22 protein-coding genes are annotated in these 20,620 nt (G+C 61.3%); all 22 read right to left on the reverse strand.

Translation table 11 applies throughout. The features are described 5' to 3' along the window. Positions 1 to 1,391: NADH-quinone oxidoreductase subunit L (gene nuoL, locus VJR29_10025; GenBank protein HKY63745.1), on the reverse strand; the 1,391-nt coding region annotated here is incomplete at its 3' end. Beyond that, complete coding sequence (nuoK, locus tag VJR29_10030; protein HKY63746.1) at positions 1,372 to 1,689, reverse strand: NADH-quinone oxidoreductase subunit NuoK; 318 nt, start codon at positions 1,687 to 1,689, stop codon at positions 1,372 to 1,374. The genes nuoK (VJR29_10030) and nuoL (VJR29_10025), both read right to left, overlap by 20 nt. Further along, positions 1,686 to 2,195, reverse strand: a complete 510-nt coding sequence (locus VJR29_10035) for an NADH-quinone oxidoreductase subunit J (protein HKY63747.1) — start codon at positions 2,193 to 2,195, stop codon at positions 1,686 to 1,688. The genes nuoK (VJR29_10030) and VJR29_10035 overlap by 4 nt, the downstream gene beginning before the upstream one ends. A gap of 106 nt (positions 2,196 to 2,301) precedes the next feature. Further along, positions 2,302 to 3,549, reverse strand: a complete 1,248-nt coding sequence (gene nuoH / locus VJR29_10040; GenBank protein ID HKY63748.1) for an NADH-quinone oxidoreductase subunit NuoH — start codon at positions 3,547 to 3,549, stop codon at positions 2,302 to 2,304. Positions 3,550 to 3,690: 141 nt separating this feature from the next. Continuing rightward, positions 3,691 to 5,187 carry a molybdopterin-dependent oxidoreductase gene (locus VJR29_10045; GenBank protein HKY63749.1) on the reverse strand — a complete coding sequence of 499 codons (1,497 nt, stop codon included), beginning with the start codon at positions 5,185 to 5,187 and terminating at the stop codon, positions 3,691 to 3,693. Between the two features lie 36 nt (positions 5,188 to 5,223). After that, positions 5,224 to 6,456 (reverse strand): NADH-quinone oxidoreductase subunit NuoF, encoded by a 1,233-nt coding sequence (nuoF, locus tag VJR29_10050; protein ID HKY63750.1) that lies wholly within the window; start codon positions 6,454 to 6,456, stop codon positions 5,224 to 5,226. A 91-nt stretch (positions 6,457 to 6,547) separates the two neighbouring features. Further along, the gene (gene nuoE / locus VJR29_10055) at positions 6,548 to 7,024 is read right to left on the reverse strand and encodes an NADH-quinone oxidoreductase subunit NuoE (GenBank protein ID HKY63751.1); all 477 of its coding nucleotides are present in this window, start codon (positions 7,022 to 7,024) and stop codon (positions 6,548 to 6,550) included. Then, positions 7,021 to 8,217, reverse strand: coding sequence for an NADH dehydrogenase (quinone) subunit D (gene nuoD / locus VJR29_10060; GenBank protein ID HKY63752.1), 1,197 nt, complete (start codon positions 8,215 to 8,217; stop codon positions 7,021 to 7,023). Before nuoD ends, nuoE begins: the two co-directional genes overlap by 4 nt. Beyond that, entirely contained in the window at positions 8,214 to 8,687 is a 474-nt protein-coding gene (locus VJR29_10065; protein ID HKY63753.1) for an NADH-quinone oxidoreductase subunit C, read from the reverse strand. The genes nuoD and VJR29_10065 overlap by 4 nt, the downstream gene beginning before the upstream one ends. A 75-nt stretch (positions 8,688 to 8,762) precedes the next feature. Next, complete coding sequence (gene nuoB, locus VJR29_10070) at positions 8,763 to 9,281, reverse strand: NADH-quinone oxidoreductase subunit NuoB (protein HKY63754.1); 519 nt, start codon at positions 9,279 to 9,281, stop codon at positions 8,763 to 8,765. Then, positions 9,281 to 9,664, reverse strand: a complete 384-nt coding sequence (locus tag VJR29_10075) for an NADH-quinone oxidoreductase subunit A (protein ID HKY63755.1) — start codon at positions 9,662 to 9,664, stop codon at positions 9,281 to 9,283. The genes nuoB and VJR29_10075 overlap by 1 nt, the downstream gene beginning before the upstream one ends. Before the next feature lie 240 nt (positions 9,665 to 9,904). Continuing rightward, complete coding sequence (locus tag VJR29_10080; GenBank protein HKY63756.1) at positions 9,905 to 11,392, reverse strand: NADH-quinone oxidoreductase subunit N; 1,488 nt, start codon at positions 11,390 to 11,392, stop codon at positions 9,905 to 9,907. A gap of 75 nt (positions 11,393 to 11,467) precedes the next feature. Next, positions 11,468 to 12,985 carry an NADH-quinone oxidoreductase subunit M gene (locus VJR29_10085; GenBank protein HKY63757.1) on the reverse strand — a complete coding sequence of 506 codons (1,518 nt, stop codon included), beginning with the start codon at positions 12,983 to 12,985 and terminating at the stop codon, positions 11,468 to 11,470. A gap of 89 nt (positions 12,986 to 13,074) precedes the next feature. Further along, a complete protein-coding gene (gene nuoL / locus VJR29_10090; protein HKY63758.1) occupies positions 13,075 to 15,267 on the reverse strand; it encodes an NADH-quinone oxidoreductase subunit L in 2,193 nt (730 codons plus the stop codon). Beyond that, positions 15,267 to 15,572 carry an NADH-quinone oxidoreductase subunit NuoK gene (gene nuoK, locus VJR29_10095; protein ID HKY63759.1) on the reverse strand — a complete coding sequence of 102 codons (306 nt, stop codon included), beginning with the start codon at positions 15,570 to 15,572 and terminating at the stop codon, positions 15,267 to 15,269. Before nuoK (VJR29_10095) ends, nuoL (VJR29_10090) begins: the two co-directional genes overlap by 1 nt. Next, positions 15,569 to 16,069, reverse strand: a complete 501-nt coding sequence (locus VJR29_10100) for an NADH-quinone oxidoreductase subunit J (protein ID HKY63760.1) — start codon at positions 16,067 to 16,069, stop codon at positions 15,569 to 15,571. The genes nuoK (VJR29_10095) and VJR29_10100 overlap by 4 nt, the downstream gene beginning before the upstream one ends. A 37-nt stretch (positions 16,070 to 16,106) precedes the next feature. Next, positions 16,107 to 16,679: an NADH-quinone oxidoreductase subunit I gene (locus VJR29_10105; protein ID HKY63761.1), complete on the reverse strand. Its 573-nt coding sequence runs from the start codon at positions 16,677 to 16,679 to the stop codon at positions 16,107 to 16,109. Positions 16,680 to 16,692: 13 nt separating this feature from the next. Beyond that, on the reverse strand, positions 16,693 to 17,895 hold the full coding sequence (gene nuoH, locus VJR29_10110; GenBank protein ID HKY63762.1) for an NADH-quinone oxidoreductase subunit NuoH: 1,203 nt from the start codon (positions 17,893 to 17,895) through the stop codon (positions 16,693 to 16,695). Beyond that, a complete protein-coding gene (locus tag VJR29_10115) occupies positions 17,895 to 19,010 on the reverse strand; it encodes an NADH-quinone oxidoreductase subunit D (GenBank protein ID HKY63763.1) in 1,116 nt (371 codons plus the stop codon). Before VJR29_10115 ends, nuoH (VJR29_10110) begins: the two co-directional genes overlap by 1 nt. Before the next feature lie 97 nt (positions 19,011 to 19,107). Then, the gene (locus tag VJR29_10120) at positions 19,108 to 19,596 is read right to left on the reverse strand and encodes an NADH-quinone oxidoreductase subunit C (protein ID HKY63764.1); all 489 of its coding nucleotides are present in this window, start codon (positions 19,594 to 19,596) and stop codon (positions 19,108 to 19,110) included. Positions 19,597 to 19,608: 12 nt separating this feature from the next. Further along, positions 19,609 to 20,100: an NADH-quinone oxidoreductase subunit B family protein gene (locus VJR29_10125; GenBank protein HKY63765.1), complete on the reverse strand. Its 492-nt coding sequence runs from the start codon at positions 20,098 to 20,100 to the stop codon at positions 19,609 to 19,611. 18 nt (positions 20,101 to 20,118) lie between these two features. Beyond that, positions 20,119 to 20,574 (reverse strand): NADH-quinone oxidoreductase subunit A, encoded by a 456-nt coding sequence (locus VJR29_10130; protein ID HKY63766.1) that lies wholly within the window; start codon positions 20,572 to 20,574, stop codon positions 20,119 to 20,121. Between the last annotated feature and the right edge of the window lie 46 nt (positions 20,575 to 20,620).

Raw genomic sequence — 20,620 nt, forward strand, 5'->3', positions numbered from 1 at the left:
TGGAGGTGGTGCTTGGCGTGCTCGGTCAGGCGCTGCTCGCCCAGGAAAGTCAGGGTGAAGAGCCGGAACATGTAGAAGCTGGTCAGGGCCGCGGTCAACAGACCCATCGCCCAGAGCACGGTGTGGCCGCGGTGGAAGGCCTGCCAAAGAATTTCATCCTTCGAGAAAAAGCCCGAGAAAGGCGGGATGCCGGCAATCGCCAGCGTGGCCACCAGAAAGGTGGCGAAGGTGATCGGCATGGCCTTGCGTAAGCCCCCCATCTTGCGGATGTCCTGCTCGCCGCTCAGGGCATGGATCACCGAGCCCGAGCCGAGGAATAGGCAGGCCTTGAAGAAAGCGTGGGTCATTAAATGGAAAACTCCGGCGCTGTAGGCCCCGACCCCGACGCCCAAGAACATGTAGCCGAGCTGGGAGACCGTCGAATAGGCCAGGACCTTCTTGATGTCGTTCTGAACCAGGCCGATCAGGGCGGCGAAGAGCGCGGTCGCGGCGCCGACCACCGCCACGATCTCCAAGGTCTGGGGGGCCATGTCGAAGAGAAAATGCAAGCGGGCCATCATGTAGATGCCGGCGGTCACCATGGTCGCGGCATGGATGAGAGCCGAAACCGGCGTCGGTCCGGCCATCGCGTCGGGCAGCCAGATATAGAGCGGGATCTGGGCCGATTTGCCGGTGGCGCCGATGAAGAGGAAGAGCCCGATCAGCGGAGCCAGGCCGGTCAAGGCCGGGGCGAATTTGGCCAGCACCTCGAAATTGAGGATCGGCATGGCGTGGGGCAGCTGCGGCACCAGCGTCGCCAGGATCATGAAGATCCCGATCAGAAATCCGAAATCGCCGATCCGGTTGACGATGAAGGCCTTTTTGCCGGCATAGGCTTTCTCGGCGTCCTCGAACCAAAAGCCGATCAAGAGATAAGAGCAGAGTCCCACCCCTTCCCAACCGACGAAGAGGAGGAGCAAGTCCTCGGCCAGGACCAAGATGAGCATCGAGGCCAGAAAGAGGTTCAGATAAGCGAAGTAGCGGGCGAAGGCCGGATCGCCCTTCATGTAGCCGACCGAATAGAGGTGGATGAGGCTGCCGACCCCGGTGACGATCAAGATCATCACGGTGGAGAGGCGGTCGATGGCCAGCGCGGCATCGACTTGGAAATTTCCGACCGCGATCCATGAGAAAAGGTTTTCGCGCAGCGGGGCCGAAACCCCCTTGAGGAAAGGCAGGCCCAAATAGAGCGAGACGGCGAAGGCGGCCAGCGGCAAAGCGACACCGATCAGGCTGACCAAGGCCTCGGAGGCCGGCTTCTTGCGGGCCGAGGCCTGCAGAGCCAAGCCGCCGTTGATCAAGGCGCCCAAGAGCGGGAATAGGATGATCAAGCTAATCGACATGGGCCGCATCCCTCAAGGTGTTGAGCGTCGTGGTTTGAACCGAGGCCCGGCGCCGGAAGACCAGGACCACGATGGCCAAGCCGATCGCCGCTTCGGAGGCGGCCAGGACGATCACGAAAAAGGCCGCCATTTGGCCGTCCAAGGTTCCCCAAGCCCGGGAAAAGGTCACGAAGGCCAAATTGACCGCGTTGAGCATCAGCTCGATCGACATGAAGATGATCAAGGTGTTCCGCCGCAGCACGACGCCGGCGAAGCCCATCACGAAGAGGGCGGCGGCGAGCACCAGGTAATGGTTCAAGGTGATCATTTCGTTTCCAATTTCCTTTTGGCCAAGAGCACCGCGCCGATCAGCGCCACCGTCAGCAGAATCCCGGCCAGCTCGAAGGGCACCACCCAGGGGCCGAACATCTCCCGGCCCAAGGCCGCGACCTCGCCGAAACCGGCCGGCAAGACGGCCACCGGCAGCTTCGGCCGGGTCAGGACGTAGCCCAGGGCCAGAAAAAGGCCGAGGGCCGAGACGGCGAGCAAGGTCTTGCCGGCCCAGTCGTACCCCTTCTCGTGAAGCTCGCTCTCCTCGAGGTTGAGCAGCATGATGATGAAGATGAAAAGAACCAAGATCGCGCCGGCGTAGGTCAGCACCTGGATCACGCCGAGGAAGTTGCCCTGCAAAGTGACGTAGAGCCCGGCCAGCGAGATCAGCGTCACCACCAGCGCGAGCGCCGAGTAGATCGGGTTCCGGAAGCCGATCACTCCGGTCGCCGAAATCACCGCCATCGCGGCTAAGACATAAAATAAAATCGCAAAACCGGTCATCTCATCGCCTTTGTCATCCCGAGCGAAGCGAGGGATCCCTGCGGAGTTTGTTAATACAAAAAATCTCCGCAGGGATTCCTCGTCGCTTACGCTCCTCGGAATGACACTACAACAACAAATAAACCGCCGCCGTCGCCGCCACGTTGACGATCGCCAGCGGCAGCATCACCTTCCAGCCCAATTGCATCAACTGATCGTAGCGGAAGCGCGGCAGGGTCCAGCGGACCCAGATGAAAACCCAACAGAAGAACAAAATCTTGGCCAGAAAGGCGCCGAATTGAAAAGCCGCGGCCGCCACCTGAGAGCCGGTCGAGCCCAGGGCGACCGGGCCCAAGAGGGTCTGGCCGACGACCAGGATCATGCCCACCAAGATCGCCGGGATGCCGACGACCTTGGGCTCGAAGCGCCGGGCATCGCGGTAATTGGCCACCCGCTTGCGCTTGAGAATAATCCAGCCCAAGAGGATCGAGATCACCCCAAAGCCGATCACCGAATAATAGAGAATCGGAGTGGCGTGGGCCCGCAAGGTCTCGGTGGCGACGAAGGGAACCTGCCAGCCGCCGAAAAAGAGCGTCGCCATGAGGGCCGAAGCAATCGTCATGTTGACGTACTCAGCCATGAAGAAAAGGGCAAACTTCAGGGAGCTGTACTCGACGTGATAGCCGGCCACCAGCTCGGCCTCGGCCTCGGGCAGGTCGAAGGGCAAGCGGTTGGTTTCGGCGAAGGCCGCGACGATGAAGAGCAGGCAGCCCAAGGGCTGGCGCAGGACGTTCCAATTCCAAAGCTTCTCGCTCTGGTCGGCGACGATGGTCCCGAGATCGAGGCTGCCGGCCAGGATCAGCACCCCGACCACCGAGAGGCTCAGGGTCAGCTCGTAGCTGATCATCTGGGAAGAGGAGCGCAGCCCGCCGAGCAGCGAGTACTTGTTGTTGCTGCCCCAGCCCGCGAGCATGATGCCGTAAACCCCCATCGAGGAGATCGCGAAAATATAGAGGATGCCGACGCTCAAGTCGGCGGCTTGCAAGCTGAAGGCTTGGCCGTTCAGCGACAAAGGCGCGGCCCAGGGAATGACCGCGAAGGTCATGCAGGCCACGGCCATCGCCAAGAAGGGGGCCAAAGCGTAGACGAACTTATTGGCCTTGGTCGGGTAGATGTCTTCCTTGAAGACCAGCTTCACCACGTCGGCCAGGCTGTGAATGAGGCCGCCGAGGCGGAGGCCCAGGATCGAGGCGCGGTTGGGGCCGCGGCGGTCCTGGATATAGGCCGCGCCCTTCCGCTCCAGCCAGATCAAGAAAGGCAGGATCTGCATCAGGATCAGGAAGGGAATCAGGATTTTGAGCGTGATTACTAGCATCGCATTCTAATTTCCCCCCTTTGAAAAAGGGGGGACCAAGGGGGGATTTAAAGCGACGGCATGACCATCAAAGTATGCTTGGACTTACGCCGCGTCTTTAAATCCCCCCTGCCCCCCTTTTTCAAAGGGGGGTGTCCTTCTTTATAAAACTTTTCCTCCGGCGCCCAGCGCCGCATAGCCAAAACCAAAGCTCTCCTCGAGCAGACTCTCGGCCGAGGGAATTCGCCATTCCTGGCCCATCGCCCGGGCGATGGCCTCGATCCAACGCCAAGCCGGCCGGATCTCGCCCTCCGGCTCCAAGGCTTTTTCGAATTTCTGGACCCGGTTTTGGAAATTGGTGAAGGTCCCTTCCTGCTCGGCGAAAACCGCCGCCGGCAAGACCACGTCGGCGTACTCGGCCGCCTCGCTTTGGTTGCTGGCGAGGAGGACGAAGAGCACCGGCTCCTCCTCTTTCAATCGCTTGAGATCGGCCTTGCTCAATCCTTCCAAGGCCACCACCACTTTGAGGTTGGTCCCGCCGCTGAATTTCTTGAAGCCCAGCCGCTCGACGCCGGCCCGATTGGGATTCTTGTCGGCCTTGATCAGAAAATCGTCGGAATAAGGGTTCTCGACCTCATGGGCCGAATACTGCAGATCGCGAACCCCCAAGCTCTCGGCCAGCTTCTTCAGGGCGGCGTTGTTCTCGTTGGACTCGTAGGCCGATCCCAGGAAAACCGCGTCCTCCGGGGCCAAGCGGGCGATGGCCTCGGCGGCCTCGCTGACCGCGTCCTCGACGCTGGCCGGACCGAGCTTGTCGTCGATCCGCAGCGCCGGCCGAAAGATCCGGTTCTCGTTGATAAAAGGATAGGAGAGCCGGCCCTCGTCGCAGGTCCAACATTGATTGACCGCTTCGTTCTCCCGCGGGAGGTAGCGGTAGACCTTGCCGTCGTGGTGGTTGATGTTGATGTTGCAGCCGGTCGAGCAGCCGGTGCAGATCGAGGGCGTGCTCTTGAGGAACCAGACCCGGCATTGGAAGCGGAAGGGCTTGCTGGTCAGGGCCCCGACCGGGCAGATGTCGACGGTGTTGAGCGAATACTTGTTGTCGAGCTGCTTGCCGGGGAAGGTGGTCAGAGTCGAGCGATCGCCGCGCTGGCTGACGCAGAGCTCGCCGGTCTTGCTGACCTCGTCGCAAAAGCGGACGCAGCGGGTGCAGAGGATGCAGCGCTCGTCATCGAGCATGACGTAGGGCCCGAGATCGACCTTCTTCGGCTTCTTGACCTTCTCCTCGCGGAAGCGCGACTCGGTCAGGGTGTGATCCATGTAATACTGCTGGAGCTTGCACTCGCCGGCTTGGTCGCAGACCGGGCAATCGATCGGATGGTTGATCAGGATGAACTCGAGGACGTTCTTCTGCAGGGCCTGGACCTTTTCGGTGGCGGTGTGGACCACCATGCCCTCGGTGGCGACGGTGTTGCAGGAGATGGCCGGCTTGGGCATTTTCTCGATGTCGACCAGGCACATCCGGCAATTGCCCGCGATCGAGAGCTTGGGGTGGTAGCAGAAATGGGGAATCGCGATGCCGTTCTGGCGCGCGGCTTCGAAGACGCTGGTGCCGTCGGGAACTGTAACCTGTTTTCCATCAATGCTTAAAGTGGGCATAAAATCCGTGCACGCGGGCGGGCGCAAGGCCCGCCCCTACAAATTGATATACTTCTCAAATTCCTTACGGAATTTCTTCACGTAACTCCAAATCGGCATGGCCAGGGCGTCGGCCAGGACGCAGATCGTCTTGCCGGCCATGTTGTCGGCGTTGGCCACCAGCTGCTCGATGTCGCCGGGCCGGCCCTCCCCCGCCACCATTCGCTTCAGGATCTTGTAGGACCAGCCGGTGCCCTCGCGGCAGGGGCTGCATTGGCCGCAGGACTCGTGGGAGTAAAAATGAGCCAGATTCTCCAGGGCCTTCACCATGTCGACGGTCTCGTCCATCACGATGAGGCCGCCCGAGCCGAGCATCGAGCCCTTAGCCACACAAGCCTCGTAATCGAGGGTGAGGTCCTCGCATTCGGCGGCAGTGAGCACCGGCACCGAGGAGCCGCCGGGAATCACGGCTTTCAAGGCCTTGCCGTCGCGCATCCCGCCGCAGTCCTCATAGATCAATTTCTTCAGCGGATAGCCCAGCGGAACCTCGTAGTTGCCGGGTCGCTGGACGTGGCCGCTGACCGAGAAGAGCTTGGTGCCGGGGCTCTTCTCGGTGCCGAACTTGCGATAGCCGTCGGCGCCTTCCCTCATGATGTAGGGCAAGGCGGCGATGGTCTCGACGTTGTTGATGACCGTGGGGCAGCCGAAGAGGCCGACCACCGCCGGGAAGGGCGGCTTCAAGCGGGGCCAGCCGCGCTTGCCTTCGAGCGACTCCATCAAAGCCGTCTCTTCGCCGCAGATGTAGGCGCCGGCGCCGCGGTGGACGTAGACGTCGAGGTCGTAACCGCTGCCTTGGATGTTCTTGCCCAAATAGCCCTTGGCGTAGGCCTCGGCGACGGCCTCTTCCAAACGATGGTAGGGAAAGACGAACTCGCCCCGGATGTAGATGTAGGCGGTATGAGAGCGGATGGCGTAGCAGCAGACGATGATGCCCTCGAGGAGCAAGTGCGGATCGAGCTCCATGATGAAACGGTCCTTGAAGGTCCCGGGCTCGCTCTCGTCGGCGTTGACGCAGAGGTATTTGGGCTTGGGATTGTCCTGGGGAACGAAGCTCCACTTCAGGCCGGTCGGAAAGCCGGCGCCGCCGCGGCCGCGGAGACCCGATTTCTTCACCTCTTCGACCACGTCGACCGGCTTCATCGCGAAGAGCTTTGTCAAGGTCCGGTAGCCGCCATTCGACTCGTAGACCGAGAGCTTGTGCGAATCCTTCACGCCCCAATTTTTGGTCAATATTTTTTCCATATCGTAGGGGCGACCCTCGCGGTCGCCCCGTCTACCCCATGTCGGTGTACCGGGCGGCCGCAAGGGCCGCCCCCTACCTTTATTTCAACGACGCGATCAGGGCGTCCAATTTCTCCGGCGTCAGGTTCTCGTGATATTCGTCGTTCAACTGCAGCATCGGCGCGGTGCCGCAGGAGCCGAGGCACTCGACCTCGCTCAAGGTGAAGCGCAGCGCTTTGTCGGTCTCGCCGCACCTCAGATTCAATTTCTTCTCCAAATGCTCGGTGATCCTCTCGGCGCCCATCAGCTGGCAAGGCAAGGTCCGGCAGACCTGGAAATGGTATTTGCCGACCGGATGGAGGTTGAACATCGTGTAGAAGGTCGCCACCTCGTAGACCCGGGCCGGCGCCAGCTCGAGCAGGCCGGCGACGTATTCCATCGCCTCGGGCGAAACCCAGCCTTCCTGGCGCTGGACCAGCCAGAGCGCCGGCAGCATCGCGGCCCGCTTCACCGGATAGCGCCGCAGGACTTCGTCGAAGCGCTTCTTGTTCTCGGGGCTGTATTGGAAGGCGTTCACCGGTCCAGCTCCCCCGCCACGATGTTCAAATTGCCCAGGATCGCGACGGCATCGGAGATCATCCGGCCCTCGACCATCTTGGGAAAAGCCTGGTAGATCGGGAAGCAGGGCGGCCGGCACTTGACGCGGTAAGGGGTGCCCGAGCCGTCGCTCACGATGTAAAAGCCGAGCTCACCGTTGGCGGCCTCGGTGGCGCTGTAAATCTCGCCGGCCGGCGGCCGGATGCCCTCGTAGATCAGCTTGAAGTGGTTCATCAGGGCTTCGATATTGGTGTAGACCTCGGCCTTGGGCGGCAAGGCCACCCGCTTGTCGTCGCTCAGGATCGGGCCGGGCTTGAGCCGGGCCATGGCCTGCTCGATGATCCGGGCGCTCTGGCGCATTTCCTCGAAGCGGACCACGATCCGGTCGTAGGAATCGCCGTGCTCGCCGACCACCACTTCGAAGTCGTAAGTCTCATAATCGTAATAGGGATGATCCTTGCGCAAATCGTAGGGCACGCCCGAGGCCCGGAGGCAGGGACCGGTGAAGCCATACTGGATCGCGTCCTCGGGGCCGAAGGCTCCCACGCCGACCGTCCGGTTGAGGAAAATCTTATTGCGGTTGAGCAGGCCGGTGACCTCTTGAATGGCCTCCTCGGTCTCTTTCAGGCAGGCCCGCATCTCGGCCTCGAAGCCGGGATAGATGTCGCGCATCAGGCCGCCGATCCGGGTGTAGGCCGTGGTCAAGCGGGCGCCGCAGAGCTTCTCGATGATGTCATAGAACTTCTCGCGGACGTTGAAGTAGTACCAAAAATTGGTGAGGGCTCCGATGTCGACGATATTGGTGCCGGTGGCGACCAAGTGGTCGATGATCCGGTTCATCTCGCAGACGATGACCCGGATCAGCTTGGCCCGCTCCGGGATCTCGATCCCGATCAGCTCCTCGACCGCCTTGCAGTAGCCGACGTTGTTCATCATCGCGCTGACGTAGTTCAGCCGGTCGGTGTAGGGAATGACCTGGGTCCAGGTCGAGTTTTCGGCGTGCTTCTCGAAGCCGCGATGGAGGTAGCCGAACTCGGCGACCGACCGCTTGATGATCTCGCCATCGAGCTCGGCGAACAGGCGCAAAGTCCCGTGCATCGTCGGGTGGGAAGGACCGAGGTTCAAATAGACCGGCTTGGCGCTGAGCGCGTCCTTGTGCGGGCCTTCGCTCACGGGATCTCCTCGATCTGGGGAATTTTCTGGCGGCGTTCCTGCGGGTAGTCCTTGCGCAGCGGGTGGCCCTCGAAGCCCTCGTAGAGCAGGATCCGTTTCAGGTTGGGGTGGCCGTCGAAACGGATGCCGAACATATCCCAAACCTCGCGCTCGGCCCAGTCGGCGCTGGCCCAGAGATCGGTGGCGGTCGGCAGGTTCTGCCCCTCCTCCACCCTCACCTTCACCCGCAGGCGCTGCTTGTGCTTCAAGGAATAGAGCAAGTAGACGACCTCGAAGCGCGGCTTCTGGCCGAAGAAGTCGACGGCGACCACGTCCATCAGGAAGTTGAAATCGAAGCCCGGCTCGATCTTCAGCGCGGCCAACAGGTCGTGGAGCTGCTCGGGCTTGGCCACGGCCACGGCCTGGCCCTTGTCGAGATAGGCCCGGCTGATCGCCTGGGGAAAGGAATTTTTTAACAGCTCAATATCCATTTTGCAGGGGCGACCCTTGCGGTCGCCCTATTTGCCATCCGAGGTTTTACACGCGGGCGGGCGCAAGGCCCGCCCCTACCGATAGGAATACAAAATTTCATCCGCCGCCCGCTTTTGGTCGACCGCCTTCTCACCGCGGGCCTGGGCATCGAGCTTTTCCTGCAGCTTGACGATGGCGAGCAGGATTTGCTCGGGCCGCGGCGGGCAGCCCGGGACGTAGACGTCGACCGGGATCACCTCGTCGATGCCCTGGACCACCGCGTAATTGTCGTAGAAACCGCCGCAGGTAGCGCAGGCGCCGACCGCGATGACGTACTTGGGCTCGCACATCTGCTCGTAGATCTTCTTCAAGATCGCCGCCTGCTTGTAGTTGATGGTCCCCAGGACCAGCAACAGGTCGGACTGCCGCGGCGAGAAGCGGACCAGCTCGGCGCCGAAGCGCGAGATGTCGAAGACCGAGGAGACGGCGCCCATGAACTCGATGGCGCAGCAAGCCGTCCCGTAGGGCATCGGCCAAAGGCTGTATTTCCGGCCCCAGGCGACGACCTCGCTGAGCTTGGTGGTCAAAACGTTGTTTTCAGCGACCGATGCCATCAAGACTCCCAATCCAAAGCGCCGCGCTTCCACTCATAGACCAAGCCCAGGGTCAGGACGAAGAGGAAGAAGCCCATCGAGGCCAGGGCGCCAACGCCCAAGCCGGCGGCCTTGAACTCCTTGAGCAAGACCGCCCAGGGAAAGAGAAAGACCACTTCGACGTCGAAGAGCAAAAAGATCATGGCGACCAGGAAGAACTTCACCGAGAAGCGCTCGCGGGCGTCGCCGGTCGGGGGGACACCGCACTCGTAGACGTCGAGCTTGCTGGCCGTCGGCTTCTTGGGACCGAAGGCATAAGAGAGCAGGAGGAACAATCCGGCGAAGACGAGCCCCAAGAGGATCACGAAGATCAAAGGAAGGTAATTATTAAACTCGACCTCCATCCGGCCGAAACCCCATTTCCTTTAGAAAAACAAAGAATTAGGCAAGCGCTTATCGCCCCGCCCTTCCCCAAGTCAAGGACGCTTTTTTCTTGGCAAGCCGGACGGGACGCTTCAACTTCCAGCCGTTTTTTACTGAAAATTCCCACATAACGAAAGGATCTTATGACGTAGGGGCACCCCTTGCGGGTGCCCGGATCTAGAAGCCACGTTTAGGGGATTGGTCACCCGCAAGGGGTGCCCCTACAGCAATAAATCGGCCGAAGCCGCGGTCACCAGCGCCAGCGACTTCCAGAAGAGCCCGAAAACGAGGGTGGCCGCGGCCAAGCAGACCAAAACCCGCGACATGCCCAAGGACGCGCCGGAAATGGCCTTCTCGTCGGCCGGATCGTCGAAGAACATGTTCTTCACGACCCGGGCGTAATAATAGAGGCTGACCACGCTGTTGGCCACGCCGATGATGGCCAGGGCATAGAGCTTGGCCTCCAGGACGGCCGAGAAGAGATAGAACTTGCCGACGAAGCCCACGAAGGGCGGCAAGCCGGTCAGCGAGAACATGAACAAGGCCATGCTGAGGGCGATCGCGAAGCCCTGACGGCCGCGTCGGGCGAGGCCCTTGTAGCCTTCGATGTCCTCGGTGCCGAGCTCGTTCTGGACCACGATGGCCACGCCAAAGGCCCCCAAGTTCATGATGAAATAGGTGATCAGATAGAAGAGCACCGCCTTGATGCCCGCGGTGTTCATCGCCGCCGCGGCCATCAACATGTAGCCGGCGTGGGCGATCGAGGAGTAAGCCAAGAACCGCTTGATGTTCTTCTGCTGGATGGCGAGCAGGTTGCCGAGCACCATCGTCGCGATCGCGAAGAGCGAGAGCAGGTTCGAGATATCGAGAAATTTCAGCGGAACGAAATTTTCGCCGCTCGGCACGGTCAGGGCGGTGAAGACGAAGCGCAGGATGATGGCGAAGCCGGCGGCCTTGGGGCCGACCGAGAGGAAGGCGGTGACCGGGGTCGGAGCGCCTTCGTAAACGTCGGGCGCCCACATGTGGAAGGGCACCGCCGAAATCTTATAGCCGAAGCCGGCGAAAGCCATCAGCAGGCCGACGAAGAGGGTCAGCCGCTCGGCCGGGTTCTGCTCGAGGAAGGCCCGAATCTGGATCGCGTCCAAAGTGCCGGTGACGCCGAAGATCAGCGAGAGCCCGTAGATCATGATGCCGCTGGCGGTGGCGCCGTAGAGGACGTATTTGAGCGCCGCCTCGGCCGAGCGCCGCGAGCCCGGCAGGTAGCCGACCATGATGTAGGAGAGGATGCTGACCAGCTCCATCGAGAGGTAGATCATCAAAAGGTTGTTGGAGGCCGCCAGCATCGGCATGCCGATCACGATGCCGACCAGGATCGCCCAGTATTCGGCTCCGGCCTCGGCCAGCTCCTTGGCCTTGAGGCTGAAGTAGATCGTCACCAGGGCGGTGATGGCCCCGAAGATCCGGAAGAAATTGGTGAAGGGATCGACGACGATCATGCCGTGGAAAGCCGCGACCTTGGGGAATTCCCAGGAATAGAGGGTCAGGCCGATGTAGCCGAGCAGGCCGATCACCGCCAAAGTCGGAGTGAGCAGGCGCTTCCGGCTCAGGCCCTGGGGCAGGTCGACCAAGAAGATCAGCACGAAGACCGCCGAGAGCAAAAACTCCGGCAGAAAATACCAAAGACTGGCGATGTTATTTAACGTTTGCATGAATCATCCGTCGGGCGGGGCTAAAGCCCCTTGCTACAAGATCCTGTAGCAAGGCCCTTTAGGGCCGCTCCCCTTTTACCATCCTAAAACAGAGGCCACCTTTGCGCCGTAGGGCACCAACATCTCGTTGATCCCGTTCAAGGACACGCTCACCATATTGATCAGCGGCTTGGGGTAGACGCCCATCGCGATCACGATGATGACCAGCGGCAGCAAGGTGATGACCTCGCGGCCGTTGATGTCGGGATAACCCTTGTACTTCTCGTTGAGCGGGCCCAGGAAGACCCGCTGGAGGCACCAAAGCATGTAGGCCGCGGTCAGCACCACGCTGGTGACGGCGATGGCGGTGTAGACCGGCCAATTCTTGAAGGCGCCCAAGAAAACCAGGGCCTCGCTGATGAAGCCGGAGAGCCCGGGCAGGCCCAGCGCCGCAAAGAAGGCGATGCCGGTCCAAACCGCGTATTTCGGCATGGCGGTGGCCAAGCCGCCAAAGCCGTTGATGTCGCGATGGTGGGCCCGGTCGTAGATAATGCCAACGATCAAGAACAATTGGGCGGTGATGGTGCCGTGGTTGAACATCTGGAGGACGCCGCCGGTGATGCCCTCGGCGGTCAACGAGGCGATGCCCAAGAGGACGAAGCCCATGTGGCTGACCGAGGAGTAGGCGATGAGCTTCTTGAAGTCCTTCTGGGCCATCGCGCAGAGCGCGCCGTAGATGATGTTGATCACCCCCAGGACCGCGACCCACTTCACCAGCTGGACGGTGACGTCGGGGAACATCTGGTAGTTGAAGCGGAGCATGCCGTAGGTGCCGAGCTTCAATAGAATTCCGGCCAGGATGACCGAGATCGCCGTCGGCGCCTCGACGTGGGCGTCGGGCAACCAAGTATGGAAAGGGAAGACCGGGACCTTGATCGCGAAAGCGATGAAGAGCCCGACCCAGCAGGCCACCCGGATTCCGGGGATCGCCAGCGGACCCTGATGGAGATCGATGTTTTGCAGGGCGATGATGTTGAAGGTCTGGCCTTCGCTGTAGAGGTAGAAGGCGACCAGGACCAGCAGCATCAAGACCGAGCCGGCCAAGGTGTAAAGGAAGAACTTGATCGCGGCGTATTCCCGGCGCGGCCCGCCCCAGATGCCGATCAGGAAGTACATCGGCAGCAGCATCACTTCCCAGAAGATGAAGAAGAGGAAGAAATCGAGGGCCAGGAAGGTGCCCATCATGCCGGTCTCGAGGAGCAGGAAGAGGACGAAATAGCCCTTCACCTGCTTCTCGATGCCCCAGCTCGCGATGATGCAGATGGTGCTGATCAGGGCGGTCAGGATGACCATGGTCACCGAGAGGCCGTCGACGCCCATATAATATTGGATGTGGAAGGGCGTGATCCAGTCGATCGGGCCCTCGGCGAACTGGATCGCCTTGCTGGTCCGGTCGAAGTCCATGAAGAGCTTCACCGCCAGCCCCAGGGCCGGCAAGGTCGCGATCAGCGCCACCCACTTGACCAAGCTTTCCTTGGCCTTGGGCAAAAGCGCGATGATCGGAATCCCGATCAGCGGGGTAAAAGTCAAAAGAGAGAGAATCGGAATATTCATGTTCGTTTCCTAAATCGTAGGGGCGGCCCTTGCGGCCGCCCGCGTCTACCAAATTCGTCTGGTAGACGGGGCACCCGCAAGGGGTGCCCCTACAGTAATTTCCAAATCATCAGCACCAAGACGCCGGCCATCGCGGCGTAGAGGTAATTTTGAATCCGTCCGGTCTGGATCTTGCGGAGCTGGCCGCCGGCCGCGATCACGGTGTCGCTGACCAGATTGACCAGGCCGTCGACGTAAAAATTGTCGACGAAGCCGGTGACCTTGGCGAAAGCCTTGGTGATCGTCGCGCTCAAGTTGACCAAGCCGTCGATCACCTTGGCGTCGAAGGCGCTCATGAAGTTGTTCAGGCGCAGCAAATTATTGACGAAGACCTTCTGATAGATCTCGTCGACGTAATACTTGTTGAGCACCAACTTATAGAGCCGGGGGTACTTCTCGACGAAGCCGGCCGGGATCTGCTGGCGCTTGGTGTAGAGGACGACGGCGGCCCAGATCGAGACCGCGGCCACGAAGACCGAGAAGGCCATCAGGAAATACTCGATGGCGTGGACCTCGTGGTGGGCCGCGGCCGCGCCGTGGCCGGCCGCGAAGACCGGTTCCAGCCAATGCTCGAAGAAATTGGGGATGTGGAGGAAATGGCCGAGGGCATAGGGAATGCCGACCAAGCCGCCGACGACCGAGAGCAGCGCCAAGACCACCAGCGCGAAGAGCATCGACTTCGGCGACTCGTGGGGCTCATGGGCGTGGTGATGATCGTGAGCGTGGGCACCGTGGGCGTCGGCATGGGCCGCCGCCGCATCGGCCGCGTCGTGGGGCTCTTCTTCATCGTCATGGTGAAGGTCATGGGCCACCTGCTCGGCCGCCGGGATCAGATGGGCCCGCTCGCCCAGCTTGCCGAAGAAGGTCATCGAGACCGCCCGGAACATATAGAAAGCGGTGCCCATCGCGCCGAGCACGCCCAGCACCCAAAGAACGTAGTACCAATTTTGATGGCCGCCGCGCTCGAAGGTCTTCCAGAGGATCTCATCCTTCGAGAAGAAGCCGGCGAAGGGGATGATCCCGGCGATGGCGATGGTGGCGAGCAAGAAGGTCCAGAAGGTCACCGGCATGTATTTCTTGAGGCCGCCCATCCGACGCATATCCTGCTCATGGTGCATGCCGAGGATGACCGAGCCCGAGCCCAGGAAGAGGCAGGCCTTGAAGAAGGCGTGGGTCATCAGGTGGAAGATGCCGGTGACGTAGGCGCCGGTCCCCATGCCGAGGAACATGTAGCCGAGCTGGGAAACCGTCGAATAGGCCAGGACTTTCTTGATGTCGTTCTGGGCGAAGCCGATCGAGGCGGCGAAGACCGCGGTCAAGGCGCCGATGGTGGCGACGACGATCAGGGCTTCGGGCGCCAAGGTGTAGACGAAATTCAGCCGGCCGATCATGTAGACGCCGGCGGTCACCATCGTCGCGGCGTGGATCAGGGCCGAGACCGGCGTCGGGCCGGCCATCGCGTCGGGCAACCAGACATAGAGCGGGATCTGGGCCGATTTGCCGGTGGCCCCGACGAAGAGCAGCAGGCCGACGACGACCAGGATCGGCGCACCCCAGAAGGTGACGCCTTGAAGGTGATGAACCTGCTCGCCGATCTCCTTAAAGGTCACGGTGCCGTGGCCTTGGGAATAGAGGCCCCAGAAGAGGACCGCCACGCCGACCATGAAGGCGAAGTCGCCGATCCGGTTGACGACGAAGGCCTTCATCCCGGCCACCGCGTTGGGCGTGTGGCTGAACCAGAAGCCGATCAGCAGATAGGAGCAAAGCCCGACGCCCTCCCATCCAATAAACAGCATGAAAATATTGTCGCCCATCACCAGCAGGAGCATCGCGAAGCAGAAGAGGTTCAGATAGGTGAAGAAGCGCGAATAGCTCGGGTCCTCGGCCATGTAGCCGGTCGAGTAGACGTGGATCAGGAAGCCGACGCCGGTGATGATCATCATCATGACCGAGCTTAAGGGGTCGAGCAGGAAGGCCGCGTCGGCCTTGAGGTTGCTGGTCTCGAGCCAGGTGTAAAGCACCCGGGTGACCGAGCGCTCCTCGGCCGGCAGGCCCAGGAGGTTCCAGAAGACGCCGACCGCGAAGACGAAGGCCACGAAGATCGCCAGGCAGGCGACGGTGCCCGAGAAGCGCTTGGACTTGGAATAAGGCAAGCCCAGGAAAATGCCGAGGCCGTTGATCAGGAAGCCGACCAACGGAGCCAGGGGAATCACCCAACTATATTCTAGGAAGAAGCGCTCCATCATCCCCTCATGTCGTCGACGCTGTTGGCGTCGATCGTTTTGAAATTCCGGAAGATCATCAAGCCGATGGCCAGGGCCACCGCGGCTTCGGCCGCGGCCAAGACGATCACGAATAGCGCGTAGACCGAGCCCTCGATGGTCTTATTGCCGAAGTGGCCGAAGGCGACCATGTTGAGGGCGGCGGCGTTCAGGACCAGCTCGGTGCCGAGCAGGATGCCGAGGGCGTTGCGCCGGGTCACCACGGTGTAAAGGCCCAAAGCGAAAACGATGGCGGCCACGAAAAGGAAGTGCTGCAAGCCGATCATTTCACTTCCCTCCTGGCGGCGGCGACCGCGCCGACCAAGGCGGCCAGGAGCAGGATCGACACCAATTCGAAGGGCAGGAGGTATTCCTGCAAGAGCACCTCGCCGATGGCCGCGGTGGTCGGCTCGATCGGCCGCTGCTCGGCGACGAACCACTGGGTGCCGTAGATCAGCTTGCCCAGCAAGATCAGGAGCAGGATCAGGGCCGGAACCGCGATCTTCACCGAGGTCACCGGATTGGAAAGCTTCACGTCGGAAATGCCGGCGGTCATCAAAACCGCGAAGAGGTAGAGGACCAGGATGCCGCCGACGTAGACTAGGATCTGGATGATGCCGAGAAAATCGGCGCCGAGCAGGATCATCAGGCCGGCGACGCCGGCGAAGGCACCGAGCAAGGAAAAGGCCGAGTAGACCAAGTTCTTGGAGAAGGCGATCAGCACGCAGGCGGCGATGGTCATCGCGGCTAGACCGGTGAATACAAGTGGCTCTATCGGATTCATACGCTCAATAAATCCCACCGCTAAACATCAGCGGATTTTAATGCAAAGTTTCGTTCTCGGCCGCGTCGGCCGGCTCATCGGCCGGCTCCGCGCCCTGGGCACCCGCAAGGGGTGCCCCTACAGTCTCGGCCTCATCGCCCTTGTCCTTCTTGGGCGGCTTGTAGGGCACCACGTAATCGCCCTCGGGCACGAAGTGCGAAATCATCTCTTCCAGCGAGTAGGCCGCTCGCTCGAACTCGGGGATGAAGTGGATCGCCCCGGTCGGGCAAGGCTCGGTGCAGAGCCCGCAATACATGCACTTGGCCATGTCGATGTCGAATTGGCTCATCGCGCGGCCGACCGGCGAGTCCTTGGCCACCGTGATCTTGATGCAATCGATCGGGCAGGAGGTCTCGCACATCAGGCAGGCGGTGCAGGTGTCCATCTCGACCCGCAGCCAGCTCCGGCTCCGCTCCGGCATCAGCTCGCTGACCGGCCGCGGAGTCTTGTCGGGGTATTGGATGGTCACCGGCTTGCGGATCAAATGGCTCAGCGTGATCGTCAAGCCCTCGAAAATCGAGGCCGCCGATTCCCGGATATTTTGAAAATATTGTCCGACCGCGGATGCCATGGATCCAATTCCTTTAAACGAAAGGCGTCAATTGCACTTCGGCCCGGGCGGTGCGGATTTGCCACCAGACCCGGTAAAAATAGTAAATCGTCAGCAAGGCCGCGACGCCGAAGAGCAGGTAGCTCACCTTGGGCGCGCCTTGCGGGAAAAGCATCAGCCAGAGAGCCGCGCCGATCACGCAGAAGAAGCCGATCGGCACCAGGTACTTCCAGCACAAGGTCATCAATTGGTCCATCCGGATGCGCGGCAGGGTCCAGCGCAATTGGATGACCAGGAAGATGATCACCAGGCACTTGGCCTGGAAGAAAATCAACTGCAGCACCTGCGGCAGCCAGCTGGCCGCGGCCGCGGCCTTCTCGGTCAAGGAGGCAGGGATCTGCCAGCCGCCCAGGAAGAGCGTCGTCAGGATGGCGGCCATCACGTAGAGATTGGCCCACTCGGCGAAGAAGAAGAAAACGAAGCGCATCCCCGAGTATTCGGTGTTGTAGCCGCTGACCAGCTCGCTCTCGGCTTCGGGCAAGTCGAAGGGAGCGCGGTTGCCTTCGGCGACCAGCGAGGTGAAGAGAATGAAGAAGGCCACCAAGGTGAAGGGATTGGCGAAGAGGAACCACTGCCAAGGATGGGCGCCCTGTTGGGCGATGATCGTCTGCATCGAGAGCGACCCGGCCGGCAGCAGCACGGTCAGGGCCGCCAAACCGGCCGGAATCTCATAGCTGATGACCTGGGCCGCCGCCCGCATGCCGCCGAGCATCGACCATTTGCTGCCCGAGCCCCAGCCGGCCATGACCAAGCCGACGACGGTCAGCGAAGAGGTGGCGAAGATATAGAGGATGCCGACGTTGAGGTCGGCGACGATCAGCTTGCTGGCGAAGGGCAAGGCCACGAAGGTCGTGAACATGCCCAGAAAGACCAAATAAGGCGCCAGGATGAAGAGCGGCTTGTCGGCGTCCTTTGGGATCAAGTCTTCCTTGAGCAGGCTCTTGATGCCGTCGGCCAAAAACTGAAGGATGCCTTGGGGGCCGACCCGGTTGGGGCCGATCCGATCCTGCATGCGGCCGGCGATGCGGCGCTCGACGAAGCTCAGGATGCCGGCGAAGGGCGAGACGAAGGCCAGCAGGACGAAGAGGGCCACCCCGAACTGAACGATGGCCTCGACCAGCCAATAAGGCGTCCGCCATAGCAAGTTTTCATGAAGATAGACGGCCAAGCTTTCCATTATCGATCGATCTCCGGTGCCACCACGTCCAAGCTTGCAATCAGCGTCACCAAGTCGGCGATCATCATCCCCCGGCTCACTTTTTGGATGATCGACATCCCGGTGAAGGAGCCGGTGCGGATCCGCAGCCGGAAGGCCTTGGCCGAGCCGTCGCTGATCAGGTAATAGCCGATGTCGCCGCGCGAGGACTCGGTCCGGACGTAGGCCTCGCCGACCGGCGGCTTCAAAATCTTGGGCATCTTGGCCAGGGTGTCGCCCTCGGGGATCCGGGCGAAGCATTGGCGCAGGATCTTGATCGACTCCAGCACCTCGCGGACCCGGACGATGTAGCGCTCGTAGCTGTCGCCGACCGCGCCCTTCTCGCCCGAGCCGACGCAGACCTGGAAATCCAGCTCCGGATAAATCGAATAGGGGATGTCGCGGCGGAGGTCGAAGTCGACGCCGGAGGCCCGCAGGTTGGGACCGACCAGGTTGTAGGCGATGGCGTCTTCGCGGCTGATGGTGCCGACATTGACCAAGCGCTCGATGAAGATCTTGTTGTCGCTGACCAGCCGCTCGAACTCCCGGACCTGGGGTTCGAACTGGTCGAGAAAGGCCAGGGTCCGCTCGCTGAAGTTGGGCGGCATGTCGTAGGAGACGCCGCCGATCCGGACGTAATTATAGGTCAGGCGCTGGCCGCAGAGGGCTTCCATCAGGTCGTTGACCTTCTCCCGCTCTTTCAGGGCGTGGATGAAAGGGGTGGCCGCGCCGACGTCCATCGCCAAGGCGCCGATCGAGAGCATGTGGGAGATGATCCGGTTGAGCTCGGCCGCGATGACCCGGAGATACTCGGCCCGCTTCGGGACTTCCAGGCCCATCAGCTTCTCGACCACCATGGCGTAGCCTTGGTTGGCGTTCATCGCCGAGAGATAGTCGGCCCGGTCGGTGTAGGGCATGAAGCCGTTGTAGTCGCAGATCTCGCCGATCTTCTCGATCGAGCGGTGGAGATAGCCGACGTCGGGCAGGGCCTCGCTCATCACCTCGCCGTCGGTCTTCACCACGAAGCGGATGACGCCGTGGGTCGACGGGTGCTGAGGACCCATGTTGAGCAGCATTTCTTGCGATGCGATCGCCATAAAAACCTTCGGTAGGGGCGACCCTTGCGGTCGACCCGGGCAAAATGCCCGTTAATAAATCCTTGCCGGCGGGCACCCGCGAGGGGTGCCCCTACAGCTAATTCAACAACGACGGTCTCGTCGTCGCCATCCCCCGATATTCTTCCTGTTCTTTGTAATCCTTGCGCAGCGGATGGCCGACCCAATCGTCGGGCAACATGATCCGGCGAAGGTCGGAGTGGCCTTCGAAAATCACGCCCAGCAAGTCGTAGGCCTCGCGCTCCTGCCAATTGGCCGTCGGGTAGATCGCCTCGACCGTCGGCACCTTGGCGTTGCTCTTCGGCACTTTCACCTTCAAGGTCAGCGAGTGCCGCTTGGAGTAAGAGAAAAGATGGTAGACGACCTCGAGATCGTCGGGCGGCGCATCGACCCCGGTCAAATTGCTCAGGCAGTCGAAGGCCAGCTCGGCCTCGTCGCGGCAGAAAGTGAGGATTTCGGCGATCTTGGCCGCCGGCACCGTCAAAAAGGGATCGCCGGCCCGGTCGGTCGTCGCCACCGTGCCCTCATATTTCTCCGCCAGCTTTTTTGAAATCTCGTCGAAGCCCATCTCTCTAAACCTTTAAGCTACCGCGCGGCGCGCGAACTTTTCCTTCATCATCTTCTCTTGGATCTTGAGCAGGCCCTGGGTCAACGCCTCGGGGCGCGGCGGGCAGCCCGGCACGTAGACGTCGACCGGGATGATCTTGTCGACGCCCTTCACCACCGAATAGGCCAGCTGGAAGAGGCCGCCGCAGTTGGCGCAGCTTCCCATCGAGATGACGTATTTCGGCTCGGGCATCTGCTCGTAAAGAATCTTGGTCCGCAACGCCATCTTGTAAGTCAGGGTGCCGGCGACGATCATCAGGTCGGACTGGCGGGGCGTGGCCCGAAAGACCGCGCCGAATCGGTCGAGGTCGGAGCGGGGCCCGCCGGTCTGCATCAGCTCGATCCCGCAGCAGGCCAGGCCGAAGAGCAGGTACCAGACCGAAGAAGCCCGGGCCCAGTTGAGGACGTCGTCGACCTTGGTCGTGACGATATTGTCAGGCAGCTGGCCTTTGATTGTCGGAAACATCTTAACACTCCTGTGGTCTTAGCTCGCAGCCGGCGGACGCGGGCTGATCAGAGTCGCCGACTCCGGCGTGCTCTTGGCCAGGCGCTCATCGGGCACCACTTGCTTGAACCACTTCAAATCGCCTTTGACCCAAACGTAGAGAAGTCCGACGAAGAGAATCAAGGCGAAAACCAGTATTTCAATGAAGGCGGTCCAGCCCATTCCCTTGGCGATCCAGGCCTTGAAAATCGTCGCCACCGGGTAAACGAAGGCGATCTCGACCGAGAAAATCACGAAGGTGATGGCCACCAAGTAGTAGCGCAGGTTGTAGTTGATCCAGGCCCCCTCGGCCGGGATCTCACCGCACTCGTAGATGAGCTCTTTTTCGGGCGTGGGAAAGGAAGGCCGAACCAGCCGGCTGACCAGCAGGCTGACGCCGACGAAGCCGGCCCCGACCAAGATAAAAACCAATACATTCGCGAAGTTAAAAATCATGGCTTCCCAACCGCAATAGGCGCGGGTGCTATAAGACAGCCGCAGA

The organism is bacterium (assembly GCA_035281585.1).
GTDB lineage: Bacteria > UBA10199 > UBA10199 > DSSB01 > DSSB01 > DATEDP01.

Excerpts from the sequence above, each read along its gene's own strand:
- nuoK (HKY63746.1), bottom strand. The coding sequence starts at position 1,689 with ATGATCACCTTGAACCATTACCTGGTGCTCGCCGCCGCCCTCTTCGTG.
- nuoK (HKY63759.1), bottom strand. The coding sequence starts at position 15,572 with ATGATCGGCTTGCAGCACTTCCTTTTCGTGGCCGCCATCGTTTTCGCT.
- VJR29_10080 (HKY63756.1), bottom strand. The coding sequence starts at position 11,392 with ATGCAAACGTTAAATAACATCGCCAGTCTTTGGTATTTTCTGCCGGAG.
- VJR29_10075 (HKY63755.1), bottom strand. The coding sequence starts at position 9,664 with ATGGAGGTCGAGTTTAATAATTACCTTCCTTTGATCTTCGTGATCCTC.
- VJR29_10065 (HKY63753.1), bottom strand. The coding sequence starts at position 8,687 with ATGGATATTGAGCTGTTAAAAAATTCCTTTCCCCAGGCGATCAGCCGG.
- VJR29_10125 (HKY63765.1), bottom strand. The coding sequence starts at position 20,100 with ATGTTTCCGACAATCAAAGGCCAGCTGCCTGACAATATCGTCACGACC.
- nuoL (HKY63758.1), bottom strand. The coding sequence starts at position 15,267 with ATGGAGCGCTTCTTCCTAGAATATAGTTGGGTGATTCCCCTGGCTCCG.
- VJR29_10100 (HKY63760.1), bottom strand. The coding sequence starts at position 16,069 with ATGAATCCGATAGAGCCACTTGTATTCACCGGTCTAGCCGCGATGACC.
- nuoB (HKY63754.1), bottom strand. The coding sequence starts at position 9,281 with ATGGCATCGGTCGCTGAAAACAACGTTTTGACCACCAAGCTCAGCGAG.
- VJR29_10115 (HKY63763.1), bottom strand. The coding sequence starts at position 19,010 with ATGGCGATCGCATCGCAAGAAATGCTGCTCAACATGGGTCCTCAGCAC.
- nuoH (HKY63762.1), bottom strand. The coding sequence starts at position 17,895 with ATGGAAAGCTTGGCCGTCTATCTTCATGAAAACTTGCTATGGCGGACG.
- VJR29_10120 (HKY63764.1), bottom strand. The coding sequence starts at position 19,596 with ATGGGCTTCGACGAGATTTCAAAAAAGCTGGCGGAGAAATATGAGGGC.
- VJR29_10045 (HKY63749.1), bottom strand. The coding sequence starts at position 5,187 with ATGCCCACTTTAAGCATTGATGGAAAACAGGTTACAGTTCCCGACGGC.
- VJR29_10035 (HKY63747.1), bottom strand. The coding sequence starts at position 2,195 with ATGACCGGTTTTGCGATTTTATTTTATGTCTTAGCCGCGATGGCGGTG.
- VJR29_10085 (HKY63757.1), bottom strand. The coding sequence starts at position 12,985 with ATGAATATTCCGATTCTCTCTCTTTTGACTTTTACCCCGCTGATCGGG.
- nuoH (HKY63748.1), bottom strand. The coding sequence starts at position 3,549 with ATGCTAGTAATCACGCTCAAAATCCTGATTCCCTTCCTGATCCTGATG.
- VJR29_10130 (HKY63766.1), bottom strand. The coding sequence starts at position 20,574 with ATGATTTTTAACTTCGCGAATGTATTGGTTTTTATCTTGGTCGGGGCC.
- VJR29_10105 (HKY63761.1), bottom strand. The coding sequence starts at position 16,679 with ATGGCATCCGCGGTCGGACAATATTTTCAAAATATCCGGGAATCGGCG.